The following is a 21,717-nucleotide window of genomic DNA, read 5'->3' as shown; positions in this document are numbered from 1 at the left end:
ACCGCAAAATTAGGGTATTTAATTTTATCTCGGCAATCTAACGTTACCGATATCTGAAATTCTCTTTTCAGCTAGCTTAATAGCCGCATCTTGAGTAGATATATTTTCGCTTTCAGCAACATCAAAGATGTTTAAACACGTATTGTAAATATTTTCTGCTTGCAGATAAGCACTTTCTCTATTGTAATTGCCTAAATATTCCTCATAAACGTTAATGATACCACCTGCATTAATTAAGAAATCTGGCGCGTAAGTAATGCCTTTATCTACTAACATATAGCCGTGTTTCTTTTCATCGGCCAACTGGTTATTAGCAGCACCGGCAATCATCTGGCATTTTAGTCTTTCAATAGTATCATCATTAATAGTAGCTCCCAATGCACATGGTGCGTAGATGTCGACATTTAAATCATACACTTCGTCCATCCCAACCACAGTGGCACCAAACTTTTCTGAGATAGTCTTTAGCTTAGCCTCAGAAATATCTGTGATATATAATTTGGCATTTTCTTTTGCCAGATGCTCCACTAAGTACATACCCACCTGACCAACGCCTTGAACGGCCACTTTTTTACCTGTAAGGCTATCAGATCCAAATACTTTTTTGGCAGTAGCTTTCATGCCCAGATATGTACCATAAGCCGTTACAGGAGATGGATCTCCACCACCGCCCCTTACTTCCGGTAGGCCAGTTACATATTTCGTTTCCATACCTATGATTTCCATATCACGGGTTTTCATATTCACATCTTCCGCAGTGATGTATTTTCCACCAAGGCTCTCAACAAACTTTCCGAATCTTCTTAAAAACCCTTCAGTTTTCATTGTTGTGGCATCACCAATAATCACTGCCTTACCACCACCAAAGTTCAATCCTGAAATAGCCGATTTGTAGGTCATACCTCTGGATAGACGTAAAACATCGGTAAGAGCTTCTTGCTCGTTGGTGTAATTCCACATTCTGGTACCGCCACATGCCGGACCCAATACGGTGTTATGAATTCCAATAATGGCTTTCAATCCGGTGGGTTCATCATAACAGAATACTACCTGCTCATGACCTAACTTAGAGACCTCTGAAAACAGAAATCCTCCCTCTACCTTTTCCATTTCTTTTACATCCATCATAATGCGCTAATTAGTTGTTTGTTGTAGTTTTGAGCCGATCAAAAGAGATAGTCTCATGAAAATTGTGGCGCAAAATTAATCCTTTTTTATAATAATTCAATCAAAGCAAACGATTGAAACAACCATTCGCAACTCAATGCGTTGTATTTGAAAGCTTTCTATGAAAGAACTCAGCTATCTAAATAAATATCTTTGGAAATATAAGTACCATCTGGCATTAGGTATCCTTTTCATTATTATCTCCAACATCTTTCAGATTATACCTGCACAGCTCGTGAGATATGCATTGGATCTTGTGGGAGACAATATATTAATTTATAAATCTTTTCAAAACCTGGAGCTACAGCAAAGCATGTATGAAACGTTTGCTTTGAGCATCCTCATTTATGGAGGAATTATTTTATTGATGGCTCTTTTGCGAGGGGCGTTCTTATTTATGGTTCGCCAAACAATTATTGTGATGTCTCGCCTGGTGGAGTATGATTTGAAAAATGAAATCTATTCGCATTACCAATCGTTACCACTAAGTTTTTACAGAAGAAATAATACAGGAGATTTAATGAACAGGATCTCCGAAGATGTGAGCAAAGTGAGAATGTATCTTGGGCCTTCTATTATGTATGGATTGAGCCTTATAACATTGTTTGCCATGCTGATTCCCTATATGTTTTCTATTAATGTGGAATTAACAATGTACGCGCTCATTCCATTGCCAATTCTATCGGTAAGCATCTATTATGTGAATAATATTATTAATAAACGGTCAGAAGAAATACAAATAAGTCAAAGTGGATTATCGACTTATGTGCAGGAGGCATTTTCAGGAATTAGAGTCTTGAAATCATTTACACGCGAAAATGACTCGATTAACAAGTTTGCTATAGAGAGCAATGACTATAAAGAAAAATCGCTTGACTTGACCAGAGTTCAGGCATTGTTCTTTCCTTTAATAATGGCCTTGATTGGCCTCAGTACTATTCTCACTATTTATGCCGGCAGTGCTCAGGTGATTGAAGGTACCCTGACCTTCGGCAACATTGCGGAGTTTATCATTTATGTAAACTTGCTTACCTGGCCGGTAACCTCTTTAGGATGGGTAAGTAGTATTATACAACGTGCCGCAGCTTCACAGAAAAGGCTTAATGAGTTTCTTAAAACGAAGAATGATATTGTTTCTTCAGAGGGAATTAAAAAAGAGTTAGATGGTAAAATCGAATTCAAAGATGTTGGGTTTGTATATCCTGATTCCGGAATTGAAGCCTTGAAGGATATAACATTCAGCGTAAATCCTGGAGAGTCATTAGCAATTATCGGAACGACAGGTTCGGGCAAGAGTACCATTGCGAACCTGATCAGCCGAATGTATGACACCACTTCTGGTGAAGTGAAAATTGATGGTGAAACCATCGACAAATACGATGTGGTAGGTCTTCGAAGTCAGATTGGGTACGTGCCACAAGACGTATTTTTATTCAGTGATACCATATTTAATAACATTGCTTTCGGTAGTGATGAGTCGGACGAGGAAACTGTTATAAAAGCAGCAAAAGATGCAGATGTTTATGGCAATATCATGGACTTCCCTAATGGGTTCAATACTCGGGTGGGTGAACGTGGCATAACACTTAGTGGAGGCCAGAAACAGCGCGTATCCATTGCCAGAGCAGTTGCTCGAAATCCGAAAATATTAATGCTGGATGATGCGCTTTCAGCCGTTGATATGAAAACGGAGAATACTATACTTAACAGTATGAAGAAGATCATGAAAGGCAGAACTACTATCATCATCTCCCATAGGGTTTCTTCAGCTAAATTGGCGGACAAAATTGTAGTGCTTGATGATGGCCAAATAGTTGAAAAAGGCACTCACGATGAACTGATGGCAATTAACGGTTCATACAAAGAATTATATGATAAACAGATGTCTGCTGAGGAGTACCTAGAGGAGTAACTAGTTAGCTTTCACTGGGAAAAGCACCGTCAATTCACCTTTTTCAGAATAAATCTCAATCGAGAAATCATCGAGGCGATACTCGTTTTCCGAAGCGAAGTTCTCAGCGGCTTTTTTAACATCTTCAGGTAGTGGCATTACCAAAGGATGTGCTGTAATTTTTGCTCTTAGCATCGTTACCTCTCTCATTTCTATAGACGGAATGTTTATTTCTGAAGATGATTTAAGCCCAATAAATTGTTTGATAGAATCTTCAGAATTTAAAAAGTAATCAACGACAGTAAACTCTTTGTTAGTAGTTCTTGACAATTGTTGAAAATGTGAAATAAGGCTATCTAATTCCCCACCTTCTATACTGCCTTGGTAGGGTGCACCATAAATCGTTAAATCTTCATTTACCAGTTCGAAGTCAACCTTATTGTATCCACCCAAATAGAAGTAGATGATAAAGGTAAAAACGGAAACAATTAAAACTGCTATTAAGAGTCTCTTTGTCATTTAGAAAACAAATCTAAGACCTACACCACCCTGAAATCTCTGCCAACCTGGATCGTTGACTAAATCGGTGTACCATTCAATTTCCATGAAGGCTGCTATGGGTATTGTGAAATAAGAGTATTCAATACCAACGGCTACAGTAGGACCCAGTGAGATAAAAGCTTCATCAAACGTATCAATTTCTGTTCTGTCGAATGAGACATCCACTAAATACTCATATTGAATTTCGGTATCACGATATTGAACACCAGCCCCCACATACCATTGTAAGCCTTTTAAAAGTTTTGAAGCATCACGTTGGTATAAAAATTTTCCTTCAAAAACGAGGTCTTTTTCAACTACATGGCCCAGGTATTCAACTCCTTGATCCTGTAGCAGAGTGTCTGGGCGAGTTATATTATCGAAATTCTCTCGGTAGTACTTACTATAGAGTCCGCTGGCTGTTTTACCACCATCTAGTACGATACTGAAATTTTTAGTAGCATAGAATTTATAGGTTAAAGCAAACGGATCGCCCACTTTCACACCTATACCATGATAGGGATATTGACTGTCTTCAAACACAGGGCAGACAACACTGGCCTTGGCACGGCTAATATTAATAGATTTAAACCTCCCTCTATGATGGGAAGTGGCGGTTGGTCTTTTTCTCTTCTGAGCATGCACTTCATCTGCCACCAGAATAAAAAGAAAAACGATTAGAAAAAATTTGGTCAATCTAAACATTAGCCAACTAAATTAGCCACAATTATATAATCAAGCGAAATTGATTAAATAAATCGATAAGAACTAGACAATTTCTTTATACTGCATATTGTGCAGTTGAGTGTAAAAGCCACCCTTGTTGAGGAGCTCCTCATGAGAGCCACTTTCTTTGATTTCACCTTTATCTAATACAATAATGTTATCAGCCTGCTGTATGGTGGAAAGTCGGTGGGCAATTACTATGGCCGTTCTTCCCTTCATCATTTTGTCAATGGCCTTTTGTATCATTTCTTCTGTTTCTGTATCCACTGACGATGTAGCTTCATCCAAAACCAGAATTTTAGGATTGTACACCATGGCTCTTACAAATGAGATAAGTTGGCGCTGACCCACTGATAGAGTGGCACCTCTTTCCATTACATTATAATTCAAGCCTCCGGGTAGGCGTTCAATAAATTTTTTAGCTCCCACAAGTTCAGCAGCTCGCATAATATCTTCATCACTAATATCAGGGTTGCCTAAAGTAATATTATGCTTAATTGTGTCAGAATAGAGGAATACATCTTGTAAAACCACGCCAATATTTGAACGCAGGGCATCCAAGTCATATTCCTGAATATTTTTACCATCTACATGAATTGAACCTCTGTTGATATCATAAAAGCGGTTTAATAAGTTGATGATGGATGATTTTCCGGCACCGGTCGCGCCAACCAAAGCCACTGTCTCCCCTGGGTTTACTTTTAACGTTATGTCCTTTAATACATACTCATTGTCATTATAAGCAAACCACACTTTATCGAAATCAACTTCTCCATCAATGGTTGTTGGTACATAGGTTCCATTGTTTGGTATGTGCTCTTCATTATCCAACAATTTCATTATTCTGGATGAACTCACGATACCTAATTGCAAAGTATTGAATCGGTCGGCAATCATTCTGATGGGGCGGAAGAACATTTGAATGTACATAATAAAAGCAATGAGCATACCCAAAGTAATACCAGTCTCTTCTTGATGAATAACACCTTTTGCACCATACCAAACCAAAAGGCCAATTCCTGCTGCACTTATTATTTCTGCCACAGGGAAGTAGATGGAATAATATAGCACAGACTTTAGGTTAGCTCTTCTATGCTCTCTGTTTATTTCAGTAAACTTTTTGTACTCTCGCTTTTCACTACCAAAAATCTGAACGATGCTCATACCTGTGATGTGCTCCTGAACAAAACTATTTAGGTTGGATACAGCATTTCTAACATCATTGAATGCTACCTTAATTTTTTCTTTAAATACATACGTGCTAATGATAAGCAACGGCAGTGTAGACAAACTTACAAGTGCCAATCTCCAATCTGTATAAATCATTATACCTAGGATGAAGATCAATTGAAGTAAATCACCAACCATGGCCGCAAGACCTTCACTAAACACATCGGCTAAAGTTTCTACATCAGATACATTTCGAGTAACCAATCGGCCTATAGGGGTTCTATCAAAAAACTTTAGACGAAGACTTACCAAATGTTTGTAAAGTCGGATTCGAATATCTCTAATAATGTGTTGCCCTAGCCAGCCCGACATATAGGTGTGCGCATATTGCACAACTGATTGAAAAATTAATAGACCAACGAGAAGGATGACCATATTAATGAGGCCGTTGTAATCTCCCACAGCAACTTCATTGTCTAGTGTAAGTTGAATTACCCACGGACGAAGCGGAGCTAAAATACCGAGCGAGATGGTGAGAAAGATGAGTAAGTAGAACTGCATTTTGTAGGGTCTTACAAACTGCATTAAACGCTTCAGTACTTTGAAGTCGACTATATTCCCACTGGTTTCCTGCTCTTTTTCCAATCTATTTCTTTCTTATTTCTGAAGGGTAAGTGACCTCCGTTAAAAACAATCCGTGTGCGGGGGCTGCTGCCCCTGCATGTTTACGATTTTTAGCAATGATAATATTTTTAAGTTCCATTGGAGCTATTTTTCCAAGCCCAACGTCCAACAATGTTCCAACAACAGCTCGCACCATTCCTCTTAAAAATCTATTTGCTCTTATATGAAAAATAAGGTCAGTGCCCTCAATCTTCCATTCTGCTTCGGTTATATCACAAACAAAGTTATTTACCTCGGTTTTTACTTTGCTGAAAGACTCAAAATCTTGTTTCCCGATTAATAACGCAGCGGCCTCATTCATGGTTTTAATATCCAATGGCCTATTAAAGAAATATTTGAAATCTTTCTGAAATGGATCTTTTTTGATGGTGATGCGATATTCGTATTTCCTTGATATTGCGCTAAATCGGGCATGCCCATCTTCAACTACTGGAAACATGTTGTTAATAGCTATTTCCGGAGCGAGCATTTTATTGAGCGTATATACTAATTGCGTTGATAACTTATCATCCGTTTCCAGATGAAAGAACTGCTGTTCGCAGTGAACACCCGTATCTGTTCGGCCACTGCCTAAGATAGAAACATCCCGCTGAAGAACTTTTGACAAAGCCTTTTCTACCTCTTCCTGCACAGTTTTGGCATTGTTTTGTTTTTGCCAACCGTGGAAAGGGGTGCCATTATAAGCTATCTCAAAAAAGTAGCGCATTATAACTTTTCAAATATCACAGCAGCGCCTTGTCCAACACCAATACACATAGTTGCCAGACCATATTTAGCATTATCTCTTTTTTGCATTTCATGAAGCAGAGTTGCTGTTATTCTGGTTCCGCTGGCACCTAAAGGGTGCCCAATGGCTATAGAGCCACCATTAACATTTACTTTGGCAGGATCTAACCCTAAATCATTCATACAAGCGATAGATTGTGCTGCAAAAGCTTCATTTAATTCAATTAAATCCAGGTCATTTACTTTCAATCCAGCTCTTTTCAGTGCTTTTTGAGTAGCAGGAACCGGGCCTATACCCATACAGTCAGGGGTTACACCCGCAATAGCCATGGATACAACTCTAGCCATTGGCTTAAGGTTAAACTCTTTTAGTGTGTCTTCATTTACAATGAGTGATGCAGCAGCACCATCGTTAATGCCTGATGAATTACCTGCTGTAACAGTGCCACCTTCTTTAAAGGCGGGGTTTAAAGTGGCTAGTTTATCTACAGATGATAGCCTTGGGTGTTCATCCTTACTAAAGACAATATCGTCACCCTTTCTTTGAGGTATTGTGTAGGCTTCAATTTCATTCTTGAATTTTCCTTCTTCGTGTGCAGCCTGATATTTTACCTGAGTATTGTGGGAAAACTCATCTTGTTGCTCTCGGCTTATCTTCCACTTTTCGGCAACATTTTCGGCAGTTTCTCCCATCGCATAGGGATAATGAAGCTTGGCTAGTTTAGGGTTTATAAATCTCCAGCCTATGGAAGTATCATACGTTTCCATGGTTCTGCCGTATGCTGATTCGGACTTGGCTGTTACAAATGGTGCTCTCGTCATACTTTCTACCCCACCTGCAATATACGCGGCTCCTTCTCCAAGCATAGTAGCTCTTGAAGCATCCATTATTGATTGCAGCCCTGAAGCACATAATCTATTAACCGTTACTCCGCCCGTTTCAATGGGTAATCCCGCTAATAAACCAGCCATTCGAGCCACGTTCCGATTATCTTCACCTGCCTGATTTGCAGCACCGAAAACCACATCTTCAATTAATTTAACATCAAGAGATGGATTTCTATCAATAAGCTTTTTAATGACAAAAGCGGCCAGGTCATCTGGTCTTTCAGTAGCTAATGTTCCTCCGAATTTTCCAACGGGCGTTCGAAGAATATCAACGATATAGGCAGTTTTCATAGAATTCTTTTCTTTTTAAACAGAATGGTTTCTTTTACATTTGCGCTGCAAATAAACCGAAAAATGTCAAGAGCACCTTGGCATAACCAGTTCAATCATATGTTACAGCGAATTCAAACTATCTTTTTAATACTAGTTGTTTTGTTCATGGGCCTATCGTTCCTTTTTCCATTATGGACGCTTACCAATGAAGAAGGAATTATTACTCATCAACTATTTAATCTTAAGCTTAACATATTTTCGCTTGAAGACGGTTCATTAACAGAAGTGTATTACCCTTATTTATTCGTTGGTGTATTGGCAGCTACCACAATGGTTATTGCCATTTTAGAAATTTCTAAGTTTAAAAACAGGCTTTTACAAATGAAGCTTGGCGCATTAAATGCCATGTTAATGGCTGGTACATTGGGCATAGGTGTTTATTTTGCTACCGACCTGATCAATTCTATGGTTAGCAATGGTGGTGCTTATGGCCCCGGCTTGTTTTTACCGGCCGCTGCTATGATTTGTAATATAATTGCCAACCGATTTATTAGAAAAGACGAACGCCTTGTTCGTTCGGTGGATAGGATTAGGTAATGATATGGGCCGTGTATTTAGGAATTTTATTAAGTGCACATAACCATGCCCAGGTATTTCAAAACGTAGACGATCTTCAGTCTTTTGAGAATATAAGCTTTAGTTCCAGTCCGGAAGACTTACCCGGAGATTTACAGCTTGATCTCATTATCTCTTATGGACTAAAATACTACAAGTACTCTCATTCCAGCTTGGATGAGGTGTTTGAGTTCAAAACCTCTGATATAAATCTGGGATTCAATAATGAAAAGTTAGAATACATGGATTTTTACTTTCCAGATTTGAATAATTTAGATTTTGACGAACTTAGAAATAAGTTGGAAGTCAGGTTCGGTTCAGCAACCATTGTTGATGCTATTGAAAAGGGAGTAACCAACTCAGTGCAATGGAAGGGGCAACGAGTAACTATTGATTTGTATAAATATGGTGAAGATGTGATCGACACGAATGATCAAAATAAAACCGTATTGGCGTTTACATTGCTCAATTAATTAGTCCTTCAACTGTCATTTTGTCACCAAAATGCTATTGGAATAGTATTTGGAATTAGGCCTTCAGCTAATTGAAATTAATTAACACTTAAAAATATTGTAACAATGGCAGAGAAAGGTACTATTTCGATTCACACCGAGAACATTTTCCCGATCATTAAGAAATTCTTGTATTCGGATCATGAAATTTTCTTGAGAGAGTTGGTATCAAACGCAGTAGACGCTACCCAAAAGTTAAAAAGGCTATCTTCTTTGGGTGAGCTAAAAGAGGAAATTGGTGATACAACTGTAGAAATAAGCTTCGATAAAAAGAAGAAAACGATCACCATTGAAGACCGAGGTATCGGTATGACAGAGGAGGAGATTAAGAAATATATTAATCAAATCGCGTTTAGTGGTGCTACTGAGTTCGTAGAGAAGTTTAAGGACAAAGAAGACATTCAGGATATCATTGGTAAGTTCGGTCTGGGTTTCTACTCAGCGTTTATGGTGGCTAAGAAAGTAGAGCTAATCTCTAAGTCTTATCAGGAAGGAACGACCGCAGCAAAATGGGTATGTGATGGCTCTACAGAATTTGAAATTTCTGATGCTGACAAAAAAGATAGAGGTACTACAGTAATCCTTCACATTGCAGATGACTCTGAGGAGTTTTTAGATGAATGGAGAATAAAAGGAATTTTAGATAAGTACTGCAAGTTTTTACCAGTGCCTATCAAATTCGGTAAGACTACTGAAAGCGTTGAGGATGGAAAAGACAAAGACGGCAAGCCAAAATATAAGTCTGTTGAAAAAGACAGATACATCAATGAAACAGAACCTTTATGGACAAAATCTCCATCTGATTTAAAAGATGAAGACTATATAAAATTCTACAAAGAGCTGTATCCAATGGCGGAAGATCCATTATTCTGGATTCACCTGAATGTAGATTATCCATTTAACCTAACAGGTATTTTGTACTTCCCTAAAGTGAAGAATGACTTTGAAGTACAGAAAAATAAAATCCAACTATACTCTCGTCAGGTGTTCATCACGGATGAAGTAAAAGATGTGGTTCCAGAGTTCTTAATGTTATTGCATGGTGTTATCGACTCACCAGATATTCCATTGAACGTTTCTAGAAGTTACTTACAGTCTGATAGTAACGTGAAGAAAATCAACAGTCACATTACTAAAAAAGTAGCGGATAAATTAGCTGAACTTTTCAAGAACGACAGAAAATCTTACGAAGAGAAGTGGGACGACATCGGCATTTTTGTGAAATACGGAATGTTAAGCGAAGAGAAGTTCTATGAAAAAGCGAAGGACTTTGCTTTATTCAAAAACGTAGATGACAAATTCTTCACATTTGGCGAATATGAGGATGCTGTAAAAGCGAATCAAACAGATAAAGACAAGAATAAGATTTACTTGTATACTACTGATGCAGGTAAGCAAGACACATACATCCAGTCAGCTAAAAATAAATCTTATGATGTGTTACTGATGGACGGCCCGCTTGATAGCCATTATGTGAATTTCTTAGAGCAGAAGTTAGAGCAAACTCAGTTGAAGCGTGTGGATGCTGAAACCATCGATAAAATCATAGATAAGGACGAAAAGATTGACAGCGTTCTAACGAAAGAACAGGAAGAGAAAGTAAAAACAATCTTCGAGGAGGCTATTAACAACACGAGCATGACTGTTTCAGTTGAATCACTTTCTCCAGATGAAATGCCTGTAACTATTACCATGTCTGAATTTATGAGAAGAATGAAGGATATGAGTAAAATGGGTGGAGGCGGATATGCCATGATGGGTAATATGCCGGATCAGTTCAACGTGAGTGTAAATGGCAATCACCCGGTGGTAGATAAAATATTGAAAGCTAAAAAAGCAGAGAAGAAATCTCAATTGGCTAAGCAAGCTTTCGATTTAGCGATGCTGTCGCAGAATATGTTAACAGGTAAAGACCTCACTAACTTTATCAAGCGCAGTGTAAGCCTAGCGGCTGAATAACTATAGATCCGGCATTGCCGGCACTCCCGCAAGGGAGACACTCATCAAGTCACCGAATGGCGGAAGCTGTTCGGTGATTTTTTTATAGTGTCACTGCGAACCGCCAGTGGGCGGTGTGGAGTCTTTAATTTGAGATTGCTTCTCCACCTTTTGGTGGATCGCAATGACGAACAAGAAACACCTATTGCCAAAAAAAATAAAAAAGGGCTTCTTTACGTTGTTTATTACGCACTTGAAAAAACTAGTATACATATCGCTATTGCTTATCATCCCACAGTTCATCTGGGCTCAGGGAGATATTGACCCTAACAGTACAGATGAGCAGTTTACGATATCTTCTCCGGTGACCATTGACTTAAAAGAGGACGAGGAAGAAGAGGAGTTTGTGGAGCCCAAGAAAAAGAAGAGGAAAAAGAAGGTCTTTTATGGAATTAAAACCAGAAAAGGCTACACGAGAGAAGGTTATGGTAATCGAGTGACCTATGAGTTGTTTTACATGCTCAAAGATCCGATTGAGTTGGACCCTTATGTGCGCGATATCTATTGGTACGATTTCAGAAGAAAGGAAATTAGAATTGGCGGCAAGGTGGATCAAAAATATGGAGCTGTGCTACACGGGCCTTATAAAAAGGTGCGTAACGATCAGGTGATTGTTGAAGGCATATTCTTTAAAGGCATGAAACACGGCCGCTGGATTCAGCTGGATAAAGATGATTTATTGGTTGACAAAGAAAAATACTATAAAGGCTGGCCAAAGGAATCTTTGGTTAGGTATTATAGCCGTGAGCAGGAGAAAATGAAGGAAATTATTCCTGTAGAATATGGAGAGAAAGAAGGTAATTATTTCTATTTCTATGAATCGGGCAAAGTTGGTGTAAAAGGGGAATACCATTGGGATAGACCTGTAGGTGATTGGTATGAATATTACCCTTCAGGTAGGAGAAAGAAAGTGATTCGCTACCCTAAAGATCCGTTTGAAGAAGATTTTAATCCATACATCTGGAAAGAGTGGGATCCGCAGGGGAGATTGGTGTATGAGAGAAGGTGAACTAGCTGCTGGTAGTTAGTCACTAGCAACCAGAAACCAGAAACCAGAAACTAATAAAACGCATCTTCAAAATGCTTAATCTCAAATCGGCCTTTAATTTTTACAATGGATATGACATCAAATCTGATATCTCCGTGCCAATTAGTTTCATGAATGTATTGCTCAGCCCCTTCTATTACTTTAGCTGCTTTTTTCTCGTCTACTGAAAGCTCTGGCTCACCAAAGGAGGTATAGCTCTTCGCTTTTACTTCTACGAAAATGAGTAGGTTTTTATGTTTACAGATGAGGTCAATTTCAGATCGTTTATAACGATAATTTTGAGCTAGAATTTCATAGCCTTTTTTACTGAGGTATTCAGCTGCCTGTTCTTCTCCTTGCCTGCCTAACTCAGCTTTTGTGTTCATAGAATTATCTACCTTTGAGGCTCTAAATTTAGCATGAACCACCACATCAACAAAAAAGTAAAATTTATAAACCTGGGTGAAATAGATTACCAGAAGGCCTGGGACTACCAGACAGAATTATTTGATGCAGTCGTTCAAAGAAAAATTGAAAACAGAAAAGTAGAAGCTGACCAACAAAAAGTAACAGATAACTACCTGATTTTTTGCGAGCACCCGCATGTATATACCTTGGGTAAAAGTGGTTCGGAAGATAATTTGTTGCTGGATGAGGCTGGACTGAAAGAGAAGAACGCCACCTATTACAAGATTAATAGAGGTGGAGATATTACTTACCATGGGCCTGGTCAGTTGGTGGGTTATCCTATTTTAGACCTAGATAATTTCTTTACAGATATTCATAAATACTTGCGGTTATTGGAAGAAGCGGTGATCCTTACATTAAAGGAGTACGGAATAGAGTCGGGGAGAATTGATGGATTAACAGGCGTGTGGTTGGACCATGAAAAGCAGGAGAACCCACGAAAAATTTGTGCCTTGGGAGTAAAATCCAGCCGCTGGGTAACCATGCATGGTTTTGCTTTTAACATTAATACAGATTTAGATTATTTTAAAAATATTATACCCTGTGGTATAGATGATAAGGCGGTTACTTCATTGAAGTTTGAATTGGGCAAGCCAGTAGAAATGAGTGAAGTGGCCAAAAAATTAATACATCATATTTCAGATTTATTTGAAATGGAATTGATATGAAAGAAGATATTATAAAACCGGAAGTAAAAAATGTAACTGTAGCTGTTGCCAAGAAGGTAAACGATGCCAATGTGGAGGAATGGTCGGTGTATTTAATCAACCAAAACGACCATGAGATTGAAAATACATTAGTTACATCTAAAGGCTATGGTGAGCAAGGCAATGAAATTCAAAAAACCTCAACCCTGAGACATTTTTTACAAACTGTAGATGCCAATAGTGCCGTTTTAATTGAGCCGATACAAAAAGAAGTTTTTCACCTCAATAATGAGTATTGGGTGAGCTATTACATAGAGTCAAAAATTTATGATAAAAAGTTCATATTCTTACCTGACTCCATAAAAGATGAAAATTTGACCTACATTAAGGAGCTGGACACCAAAGGCATTTTACATTCGTGAACAAGCAGTTAAAAAATATTCTGTTTTTAGATATAGAAACAGTAAGTCAGACCTTCGACTACCAAAAAGTTGATGAACGATTAAAAAAACAGTGGGCGAGAAAAGCTTCTTTTCTAAAAAGAGAAGAAGGAGTGAGTGATGAAGATCTTTACATTGAGCGTGCAGGTATTTTTGCTGAGTTCGGGCAAATAATTGTTATTGGAATGGCCTTTTTCCATATGGAAGGTGACGAACTTCAGCTGCGTACCAAAGCCATAAAGGGCGATAATGAAAAAGAGCTTTTAGAAGAGTTTAAAGGCATATTGTCTAAAATGAATTCTGACTTGCTACTATGTGCGCACAATGGTAAAGAATTTGATTTTCCTTATTTGAGCAGACGCATGTTGGTGAATGGAATTCCATTGCCAGATGTGCTGAATTTATCAGGCAAAAAGCCTTGGGAAGTAAACCATTTAGACACCATGGACATGTGGAAATTTGGCGATTGGAAACACTATACGTCACTGGATTTGCTCGCGGCCATTTTTGGTATTGAATCCAGTAAATCAGATATGGACGGCTCCATGGTAAATGCTGTTTACCATGAAGAAAATGGGTTGGATAAGATTGCGGATTATTGCATTCAAGATGTAATTGTTACTGCTCAACTATACGCCAAGTTGAGGAGTGTAGAGTTGGGGGAGTTTAAAATCCTAAGTTAATAGAATATGATTCGTCTGTTCAGCATTATTATTACGATGGCAATAGTTTCTGCATGTAGCAATAAAAAAGAAGAGATTTGTGTTCCATATGATCAATCGTGGTCAGAACTTAATCAGGAATTAGCTTTAAGCTTTGGTCAATTGGTAACCATTGAAAGCAAGATTAATGCAGTTGTGGTAGATGTTTCAAAGGATGAAGGAGGCATATGGTATGGCTTATGTTTTTACACTGATAAAGGTCTTTTTGGAAGACAAATACCAAACGGAATGGTATTCACAACCTGCACAGATATGGTTGACCTAACTTATTTGAATGAATCATCACTTGACATTGTTCAAAAAGGTGAGATTTTAAGTATATCCTGCTTCCCTTATAAAATTGGATCAAATACGCCAGCTGAAAATAAAGAGGATGTAATTCGTAGTTTCGAATATGGCATTAATAGAAGAAAATTGCAGCAAACACCGTGTGATGAAGGTATTTTTGATCTCAATACCGTAAGAGAGTGCTATTTCACTTTAAGTAGTATTACTGGTGAAGGTGGTAATTTCGAGTAATCTATATAATCATTTGTTAATCGTAATTAAATCCATCATCTTAAAATAAGTTGCATCTTTGTTAGTGAACAGAAAGCATTTATGAGCAAAAAGAGAAAAAAACAGAAAGCAGGGAAGTCAGAAAACATTCAGGAGAAGCTTTCTCAAAAAATAGTCAATCTGCTCAATTCAAATTCACAAAAGGCTTACAGCGTAAGTCAAATTACTAAGAAACTTGGATTTAGAAGGAAAGACTACAACAGGGAAATTCCTTATGTAGTGAAGCAGCTCGAGAGAGATTCCAGAATTCAGGCCCTTTCCAACGGAAGTTATAAGAGTAATAGAGAAACAGAATTTATTGAAGGTACGGTGGATCACGTAAATCCGCGTTTTGCCTATGTAATTCCCAAAGACGGTACGGACGATATTTATGTGTCGGACAAAGACCTAAAGTTTGCCATGGATGGCGATAAAGTGAGAGTTGGGTTAAAAGATAAAAAGCATGGTAAACATGCTGAGGGGGTTGTTCTTGAAATATTAGAAAGAGGAAAAGATGAGATTGTTGGTAGAATAGAATTTTCTCCACGCTTTGCTTTTGTGATAGCCGATAACAGAAAAATTCATCAGGATGTATTTGTGAGCCTGAATGAAACCATGAAGGCCGCGCATAACGATAAGGTGATCGTAAAAATTAAGCAATGGCCTTCGCATGATAAAAGTCCGGAAGGTGAGGTAATTAGAATATTAGGGAAAGCGGGTGAAAATAATGCCGAAATACATTCCATCATGGCAGAATTTGATCTCCCCTTTGAATTTCCTAATCATGTAGAGGAGGAGGCAGAAGCCATCAGCGAGCAATTGCCAAAAGATGAAATTGCGAAAAGAAAAGACTTTAGAGGCGTTACTACTTTTACCATCGACCCTGAAGATGCCAAGGATTTTGATGATGCACTTTCTTACAGGAAGTTAGACAATGGAAACACCGAAGTGGGCGTACACATTGCTGATGTTACCTATTATGTCCAGCCAAATACACAGTTAGAAAAAGAGGCCTATGATCGGGCAACATCGGTTTATTTGGTGGATAGAACCATACCCATGCTTCCTGAAAAGCTATCGAATGGTTTGTGTTCATTAAGGCCAAACGAAGACAAATTCACTTTTGCAGCCGTTTTTGAGCTGGATGAAGAAGCCAAAATTGTTAACGAATGGTTCGGCAGAACTGTTATACATTCAGACAGGCGTTTTGCTTATGAAGAAGCACAGCAGGGAATTGAAACAGGTGAAGGCGACTTTGGGAAAGAATTACAACTCCTGAATGCATTAGCTAAAAAGTTAAAGGCGAAGAAATTTGCTGCAGGTGCTGTAAATTTTGAAACGACTGAAGTAAAATTCAAGCTGGACGAAAAAGGGAAACCGCTAGGTGTAATTCCAAAAGTTAGGCAAGATGCGCACAAGCTAATTGAAGAGTTTATGCTACTGGCTAATAGGCAGGTGGCACGCTTTGTTTATGGCAAGAAAAAAGGCGAAGAAAAGCTCACATTTGTTTACAGAACGCATGATTTTCCTGATCCTGAAAAGATAGAAACTTTTGCCACTTTTGCCCGAAGGTTTGGCCATGAGTTGAAAACAGAAGGCAGTGCAGTGTCAAAATCATTAAATAATTTAATGACAGAAATTGAAGGCAAGCCGGAAGAAAATGTGCTTCAACAGCTAGCTATTCGATCTATGGCCAAGGCCAAATACACAACCGAAGCCATGGGCCATTTTGGGTTGGCGTTCGATCATTATTCTCATTTTACATCGCCTATCAGAAGATATCCTGATATGATGGTGCACCGATTGTTGCAGCACTATTTAGATGGAGGCAAGTCAGCCAAGAAAGAAGATTACGAAGAAAAGTGCGTGCATTCTTCTGAAAGAGAAAAACGAGCGGCAGAAGCAGAGAGAGCATCCATTAAGTACAAACAAGTTGAATACATGTCGTTGGTGGAGGAGAAGGTATTTGATGGGATCATATCGGGCGTAACCGAGTGGGGTATTTTTATCGAAATTGTAGCTACTAAATGCGAAGGCATGGTGCGTATGGTTGATCTTAAGGATGATTATTATGAGTTTGATGAGAAAAACTATCGCGTAATAGGGCGAAAAAATAAGAAAATGTATTCTCTAGGCGATAAAGTAACGGTGGCGATTAAAAATACGGATATCGACCGAAGAACAATCGACCTGGAGTTTGTTGATGAAAAGGATAAATTCTTTTACGAATAAGAAAAATATATGCAACACACCGTAGCGCGTTTCCACGCTATGCTGGAAAAAAAGTTTGAAGGCCATGAGTATGGTCAGCATCCCAAAGAACTTTACGAGCCAATTAACTATATAATGAGTCTTGGCGGCAAACGTCTGAGACCATTACTGGTGATGTTGGGCTATAACCTCTTTAAGGAAGATACTGAGACTATTTTAGATCAGGCCATGGCAGTGGAGGTGTTTCATAATTTCACGCTCATGCACGATGATATTATGGACGAAGCCCCCATTAGAAGAGGCAAGGCTACCGTGCATGAAAAATGGAACCACAATACTGCTATTCTTTCAGGTGATGTAATGTTGGTGAAGGCCTATGAGCTCTTACTGGGTACACCTAAAAAACAACTAAAACCGATTCTGCGATTATTCAACAAAACGGCCTGTGAGGTATGTGAAGGGCAACAGTTGGATATGGTATTTGAAACGAGAAAGAAGGTTTCTGAAGAGGAGTATCTGGAGATGATTCGTCTGAAAACAGCGGTGTTGCTAGGTATGAGTCTGGAATTTGGCGGTTTATTGGCTGAAGCAGATAAAGAGGATGTGAAAGCGCTGAGAGTGTTTGGTGAAAATATTGGGGTAGGCTTTCAGTTAAAAGATGATTTATTAGATGTGTATGCAGACAAAGCCAAATTTGGCAAACAGGTAGGTGGTGATATTCTTTCGAATAAGAAGACCTATTTACTGATTAATGCCATTGAACGAGCGAAAGGAAAGCAAAAGACAGAGCTGAGTAAATGGCTAAATGCCGAGATGTTTAAGCCCGAAGAAAAGGTGGCCGCAGTTACGGATATTTACAATCAGCTTGGTATTAAAGAGCTCACTGAAGCTAAAATGAACGAATATTTTGAAACGGCCTTCAGTCATTTAAAAAAGGTAGATTGCTCATTGCCACAAAGGGCTAAGCTCAAGGAGTTTGCAGAAGCTTTGATTGATAGGCAGAAGTAATTTTACTTCTTCACCAACTCCTGAAAAGCCCCGGCACGGAGCTGGTAATCCAGGGGGTTAATTTTAGCATCAATAGGACCAATGATTGTCTCTATTTTTTTGGTGATTTTATCGAGTGATTTATAATATTCTAACCAAGAAGTGGAGGAGGCATTCAATCCTAACTGATTACACCATTGCAGAAAATCATCGGATTCTTGATACTCTTCCAAACTATTCAAGATCAGAAACAAGCAAAGGGGCTGGTTTTCTAAGGTAAAGTCGTTGAACTCATCTTCAATGTAAAGTTCAAATTCATTATTGTTAATATTCAGTTCTACTAACAGCAGGCTGTCCTTATAATGTAGATTCGATTGAATGCGGATATTGTACTTTCTAATCAATTCAAGCAGCTCACTAATTTCAGGGTAACTCATTACTCAACAATTCTCCAGCCTATGAACCGAAAGGTTTCTTCTCTTAGAAATTCGTATAAAGAATTTTCTGGTGCTTTAAAGGGCTCCGTTAAAACCAACTCGTAGTGGATATCGCCTTTTTGTTTATGTGCTAAAATCTGCACTTTGGTACTACCTGGAATGCTGGCTAATTCAATATCCTCGCCTTTGTTCATTTTGTCCCGAAGCTCACGAGTACGATCTCGAAAATAAGGTGAAACGCCCCTGAAGTCATTTCTATCAGCAAGCAAAGTGAGGTTACTGTATGTTTTTACGGGAGTCTCAATTTTGTCAGCATCAAACCAACGAATCATGCCTATGGCTACGACCACTTCCTCAATAGTTGTTTGCAAGCTTTTTGAAATGGAGTAGGTGTATAATTTTGAAGTGTAAGAATCACAACAAGGATTCTCGACTGTTTTTAGTATTACACCGTTATCAGTTTTTTCCAGAGAAAAAATCCCACCGTTTAGCTCTTTTTTAATTTTTAGAACGTCATTATCCAACTCATACACTTTGGTACCCATCCTATTATTCCAGCCGTTTTGACCTGAATATATCAAGTCTAAATCGTCATCGCCATCTATATCAAGATAATAGAGACCATACATATTTAGAGGATAGTACTGTGTTTCATCTTCATCTTCTGAGTAAATGAATTGTACAGAATCGCCTTTAGGTAAGGCGTGCAACTTCTCCCATTTCTCTTCATCGGTCAGCACAGTTTGGTCTATTTTAAAATCAGAGGGCTTGAATAACGCATTGATTTCATTCGACATTTGCGCGGTTAGGGTGAATGGAAGAAGTATCAAAAGGATGAAAAATCGGGGCTTAATGGGAATCATTTAACTTAGTAAAAGTGCTTTTACTTGTAAGTTAATAACTTCCTACTAAGATTTAAACCCATGAAGCTTTCAGAATTATTTTTAGTCATACTCACTTTCCTATCTATTCAGGGCTATGGACAGACCTTTTTTCAAGCCTTAGACGCAGAGAATGCCTATTTTGAGAATGAACCGATTAAGCAATTTCAGGGGTTTAAAGCGGGGGATACTTTGGTAGTGGAGAAAAATGGATATGTGGCATTAGTCAGTAATTTTTACCATGCAGTTGAGCTACTTAACGATACAACATGGGTGGTTCCTCATATTGACCAGCATAAGTATTTATCGACAATGAAAGCCCCGATACTAAAACAATTTTTAGAAGAGAATAAGTTGGCATTAGATCAACCTGTGGAGCATGCTTTGCAGTATATGGAAATTTACTGGCCTCCCAAGAAGTGGGTTCTTGATGCCTCTGAAGAATTTCCGATCTTCTGGGAATTACATGGTTTAAAAGAAGGGTTAGTATCAACAAAAATTCAATTTACTAGTCTTTTTGGTGAGGTTATTTTTACTATTCAGGATTATGAGAAGGATGAACCGATCACTTTTTCGGATTCCTTAAAAACAGCATTTGAGAAAGAAAAAGAACTGTTTATGGAAGTTTCAGCCACAGCTTTTGAGAAGGAATTCTCTGAAAAAGTATTGCTAAGCATAACGGAAAATAAAATAGGAATAGCCAATGCAGCCGATGTTGATAATGCTGTCGAGGCTGTCGCATTGGCCTTCTTCTTTGAACGAAATTGTCCAGAATTAGAACATCGCACAAGAGAATTATATAAACAGGCACTTCGATTTTCTGATCGGGAAATTTACAGGCAACTGTATCAGGCTTTTGAAGAGCGGAATAACTAAAAAAGCCACTAACATTTCTGGCAGCGGCTTTTCGAATTAAACTTAATCAACTATTTAAAGACAATTTCCAAATTCGTTGTTTCCAATGGATTATATGGAGCTAAATCTTGAATTCTACTAGCTAATGAGTTCCATGATTCACCAGGACTAACACCTGCAGACAAGAATCCGTTTTTATCGAAGTATCCCGGAGGATTTGTGTTAACAAGAAATGCATCTAAATCTTGTTGCGGGATATTCGGGAATGCGTTTAAAATTCTTGTTGTAAACACATTCTTGATTGAGTAATCCTCCAATAATATTGATCTGTCATCAGAATCTAAGGCACTTGGCGGTAAACCCACTTCAGCTACACCAATGTTGTCTGAATCATCGCCTGAGGCTACGAATGCCCAGTTAAATCCAGGATTTTCAGAATCAGCGAACAACCTTGCTCTTGGGTGATTAGAGTTTCCAAACACATCTACTACATCACCCGTTCTTCCCACAAACATTCTTAGCTTACGCATCACAAAGTCATCGTCCTGTGGTCTGTCTGTTCTTAGCCCTGAGATGGCTACTTCCATGGTAGCATCATAAATGTCATTACCCGCAGAGTTATAGTCTATTCGGTACATGGCATTTAATTGACCATCTCCTTCACTTCTATTGATATTGTAGGGCTTTAAAATCGCTATTCCTTCTACAGCAGGGGTATTATTCCAAAATACTTGCATTGCTTTGCCACCATCAGCATCATTTTCAGAGTCTGAATCAACCACGGTTAATTGATACGCCCACTCTTTTCCTTCAAACACCACATTTTTCTCCACGGTCATGGTTTTACTTCTGCCATCTTCATCACTCTGATAAGTGATTACCTCAATATTTTGAATGTCGAATCTTCTTATGGCGGTGATGATATCTTCTACAAGCCTTCTTGAGCCGTCACCCACGTGAATAAATACTCTGAGCAGACCGTATACATCATCTCCGGCTAGTTCTTCTTCCACTCGGCCATTTACCTTACCACCAGTAGTAATAGTTGCACTGTTAATAGAAGATGGAATCTCGATTCCGAAAGACTCGGGCAAAATTTGATCTTGCGTTACCACATCGGGGTTCTCGTCACATGATGTTAATCCGATAGAAACCAGCAATGTTAAAACTGCCAGTACCAGTAGACTTAAGTTTGATTTTAACGTTTTCATAATTTTAAAATTTAATGTCCTAATTCAGTTTCAGTTTGTGAGAGTGTTTTGAACTCCCTTTCGCTACTATAACACGAGACTTGTCAGGCACCCTTACTCCGATG

Annotated in this window: 22 protein-coding genes; 12 read left to right on the top strand and 10 right to left on the bottom strand. The window is 38.5% G+C overall.

Annotation, left to right across the window (positions count from 1 at the left end):
* Nucleotides 1-24 precede the first annotated feature (24 nt).
* Nucleotides 25-1,128, bottom strand: a complete 1,104-nt coding sequence (locus tag JR347_RS03095; protein WP_205722590.1) for a Glu/Leu/Phe/Val family dehydrogenase — start codon at nucleotides 1,126-1,128, stop codon at nucleotides 25-27.
* A gap of 160 nt (nucleotides 1,129-1,288) precedes the next feature.
* Between JR347_RS03095 and JR347_RS03090 the strand changes: the two genes are divergently transcribed.
* On the top strand, nucleotides 1,289-3,079 hold the full coding sequence (locus tag JR347_RS03090) for an ABC transporter ATP-binding protein (RefSeq protein ID WP_205722589.1): 1,791 nt from the start codon (nucleotides 1,289-1,291) through the stop codon (nucleotides 3,077-3,079).
* Here the strand turns inward: JR347_RS03090 and JR347_RS03085 are convergent, their stop codons facing one another.
* The 5 genes from JR347_RS03085 to JR347_RS03065 all read right to left on the bottom strand — a co-directional run bounded on the left by JR347_RS03085 (nucleotide 3,080) and on the right by JR347_RS03065 (nucleotide 8,083).
* Nucleotides 3,080-3,577 (bottom strand): hypothetical protein, encoded by a 498-nt coding sequence (locus JR347_RS03085; protein WP_205722588.1) that lies wholly within the window; start codon nucleotides 3,575-3,577, stop codon nucleotides 3,080-3,082.
* Nucleotides 3,578-4,303, bottom strand: a complete 726-nt coding sequence (locus tag JR347_RS03080) for a hypothetical protein (protein WP_205722587.1) — start codon at nucleotides 4,301-4,303, stop codon at nucleotides 3,578-3,580.
* A 63-nt stretch (nucleotides 4,304-4,366) separates the two neighbouring features.
* A complete protein-coding gene (locus JR347_RS03075; protein WP_205723825.1) occupies nucleotides 4,367-6,079 on the bottom strand; it encodes an ABC transporter ATP-binding protein in 1,713 nt (570 codons plus the stop codon).
* A 61-nt stretch (nucleotides 6,080-6,140) separates the two neighbouring features.
* Nucleotides 6,141-6,884, bottom strand: a complete 744-nt coding sequence (gene truA / locus JR347_RS03070) for a tRNA pseudouridine(38-40) synthase TruA (protein WP_205722586.1) — start codon at nucleotides 6,882-6,884, stop codon at nucleotides 6,141-6,143.
* Complete coding sequence (locus tag JR347_RS03065) at nucleotides 6,884-8,083, bottom strand: thiolase family protein (RefSeq protein WP_205722585.1); 1,200 nt, start codon at nucleotides 8,081-8,083, stop codon at nucleotides 6,884-6,886. The genes truA and JR347_RS03065 overlap by 1 nt, the downstream gene beginning before the upstream one ends.
* Nucleotides 8,084-8,146: 63 nt before the next feature.
* On the opposite strand from JR347_RS03065, the gene JR347_RS03060 reads away from it, so the two are divergent.
* From JR347_RS03060 to JR347_RS03045, 4 genes are all read left to right on the top strand, one after another.
* Complete coding sequence (locus JR347_RS03060) at nucleotides 8,147-8,662, top strand: DUF4293 domain-containing protein (RefSeq protein WP_205722584.1); 516 nt, start codon at nucleotides 8,147-8,149, stop codon at nucleotides 8,660-8,662.
* Between the two features lie 11 nt (nucleotides 8,663-8,673).
* A complete protein-coding gene (locus JR347_RS03055; RefSeq protein WP_205722583.1) occupies nucleotides 8,674-9,153 on the top strand; it encodes a hypothetical protein in 480 nt (159 codons plus the stop codon).
* 105 nt (nucleotides 9,154-9,258) lie between these two features.
* Nucleotides 9,259-11,151, top strand: a complete 1,893-nt coding sequence (htpG, locus tag JR347_RS03050) for a molecular chaperone HtpG (RefSeq protein WP_205722582.1) — start codon at nucleotides 9,259-9,261, stop codon at nucleotides 11,149-11,151.
* A 232-nt stretch (nucleotides 11,152-11,383) separates the two neighbouring features.
* The gene (locus tag JR347_RS03045; RefSeq protein WP_235689740.1) at nucleotides 11,384-12,199 is read left to right on the top strand and encodes a toxin-antitoxin system YwqK family antitoxin; all 816 of its coding nucleotides are present in this window, start codon (nucleotides 11,384-11,386) and stop codon (nucleotides 12,197-12,199) included.
* A gap of 50 nt (nucleotides 12,200-12,249) precedes the next feature.
* Here the strand turns inward: JR347_RS03045 and JR347_RS03040 are convergent, their stop codons facing one another.
* Nucleotides 12,250-12,603 (bottom strand): YraN family protein, encoded by a 354-nt coding sequence (locus tag JR347_RS03040; RefSeq protein ID WP_205722581.1) that lies wholly within the window; start codon nucleotides 12,601-12,603, stop codon nucleotides 12,250-12,252.
* Nucleotides 12,604-12,636: 33 nt separating this feature from the next.
* On the opposite strand from JR347_RS03040, the gene lipB reads away from it, so the two are divergent.
* The 6 genes from lipB to JR347_RS03010 all read left to right on the top strand — a co-directional run bounded on the left by lipB (nucleotide 12,637) and on the right by JR347_RS03010 (nucleotide 18,250).
* Nucleotides 12,637-13,353, top strand: coding sequence for a lipoyl(octanoyl) transferase LipB (gene lipB, locus JR347_RS03035; RefSeq protein ID WP_205722580.1), 717 nt, complete (start codon nucleotides 12,637-12,639; stop codon nucleotides 13,351-13,353).
* The gene (locus JR347_RS03030) at nucleotides 13,350-13,754 is read left to right on the top strand and encodes a hypothetical protein (protein ID WP_205722579.1); all 405 of its coding nucleotides are present in this window, start codon (nucleotides 13,350-13,352) and stop codon (nucleotides 13,752-13,754) included. The genes lipB and JR347_RS03030 overlap by 4 nt, the downstream gene beginning before the upstream one ends.
* On the top strand, nucleotides 13,751-14,455 hold the full coding sequence (locus JR347_RS03025; protein ID WP_205722578.1) for a 3'-5' exonuclease: 705 nt from the start codon (nucleotides 13,751-13,753) through the stop codon (nucleotides 14,453-14,455). The genes JR347_RS03030 and JR347_RS03025 overlap by 4 nt, the downstream gene beginning before the upstream one ends.
* Before the next feature lie 6 nt (nucleotides 14,456-14,461).
* On the top strand, nucleotides 14,462-15,013 hold the full coding sequence (locus tag JR347_RS03020; protein ID WP_205722577.1) for a hypothetical protein: 552 nt from the start codon (nucleotides 14,462-14,464) through the stop codon (nucleotides 15,011-15,013).
* An 81-nt stretch (nucleotides 15,014-15,094) separates the two neighbouring features.
* Nucleotides 15,095-17,263 (top strand): ribonuclease R, encoded by a 2,169-nt coding sequence (gene rnr / locus JR347_RS03015; protein WP_205722576.1) that lies wholly within the window; start codon nucleotides 15,095-15,097, stop codon nucleotides 17,261-17,263.
* A gap of 9 nt (nucleotides 17,264-17,272) precedes the next feature.
* A complete protein-coding gene (locus JR347_RS03010; RefSeq protein ID WP_205722575.1) occupies nucleotides 17,273-18,250 on the top strand; it encodes a polyprenyl synthetase family protein in 978 nt (325 codons plus the stop codon).
* A 2-nt stretch (nucleotides 18,251-18,252) separates the two neighbouring features.
* On the opposite strand, the gene JR347_RS03005 is transcribed toward JR347_RS03010, so the two are convergent.
* Both JR347_RS03005 and JR347_RS03000 read right to left on the bottom strand, forming a co-directional pair.
* Nucleotides 18,253-18,666, bottom strand: coding sequence for a hypothetical protein (locus JR347_RS03005; protein WP_205722574.1), 414 nt, complete (start codon nucleotides 18,664-18,666; stop codon nucleotides 18,253-18,255).
* Nucleotides 18,666-19,463: a hypothetical protein gene (locus tag JR347_RS03000; RefSeq protein WP_205722573.1), complete on the bottom strand. Its 798-nt coding sequence runs from the start codon at nucleotides 19,461-19,463 to the stop codon at nucleotides 18,666-18,668. Before JR347_RS03000 ends, JR347_RS03005 begins: the two co-directional genes overlap by 1 nt.
* Before the next feature lie 126 nt (nucleotides 19,464-19,589).
* Between JR347_RS03000 and JR347_RS02995 the strand changes: the two genes are divergently transcribed.
* A complete protein-coding gene (locus tag JR347_RS02995; protein ID WP_205722572.1) occupies nucleotides 19,590-20,423 on the top strand; it encodes a hypothetical protein in 834 nt (277 codons plus the stop codon).
* Between the two features lie 50 nt (nucleotides 20,424-20,473).
* On the opposite strand, the gene JR347_RS02990 is transcribed toward JR347_RS02995, so the two are convergent.
* The gene (locus JR347_RS02990) at nucleotides 20,474-21,613 is read right to left on the bottom strand and encodes a hypothetical protein (protein WP_205722571.1); all 1,140 of its coding nucleotides are present in this window, start codon (nucleotides 21,611-21,613) and stop codon (nucleotides 20,474-20,476) included.
* Nucleotides 21,614-21,717: the final 104 nt, after the last annotated feature.

It is taken from the genome of Fulvivirga lutea (genome assembly GCF_017068455.1).
GTDB classification, from domain to species: Bacteria; Bacteroidota; Bacteroidia; order Cytophagales; family Cyclobacteriaceae; genus Fulvivirga; species Fulvivirga lutea.
Note: the sequence above shows the minus strand (reverse complement) of the source record. Positions and strands in the feature narration are given on the sequence as shown.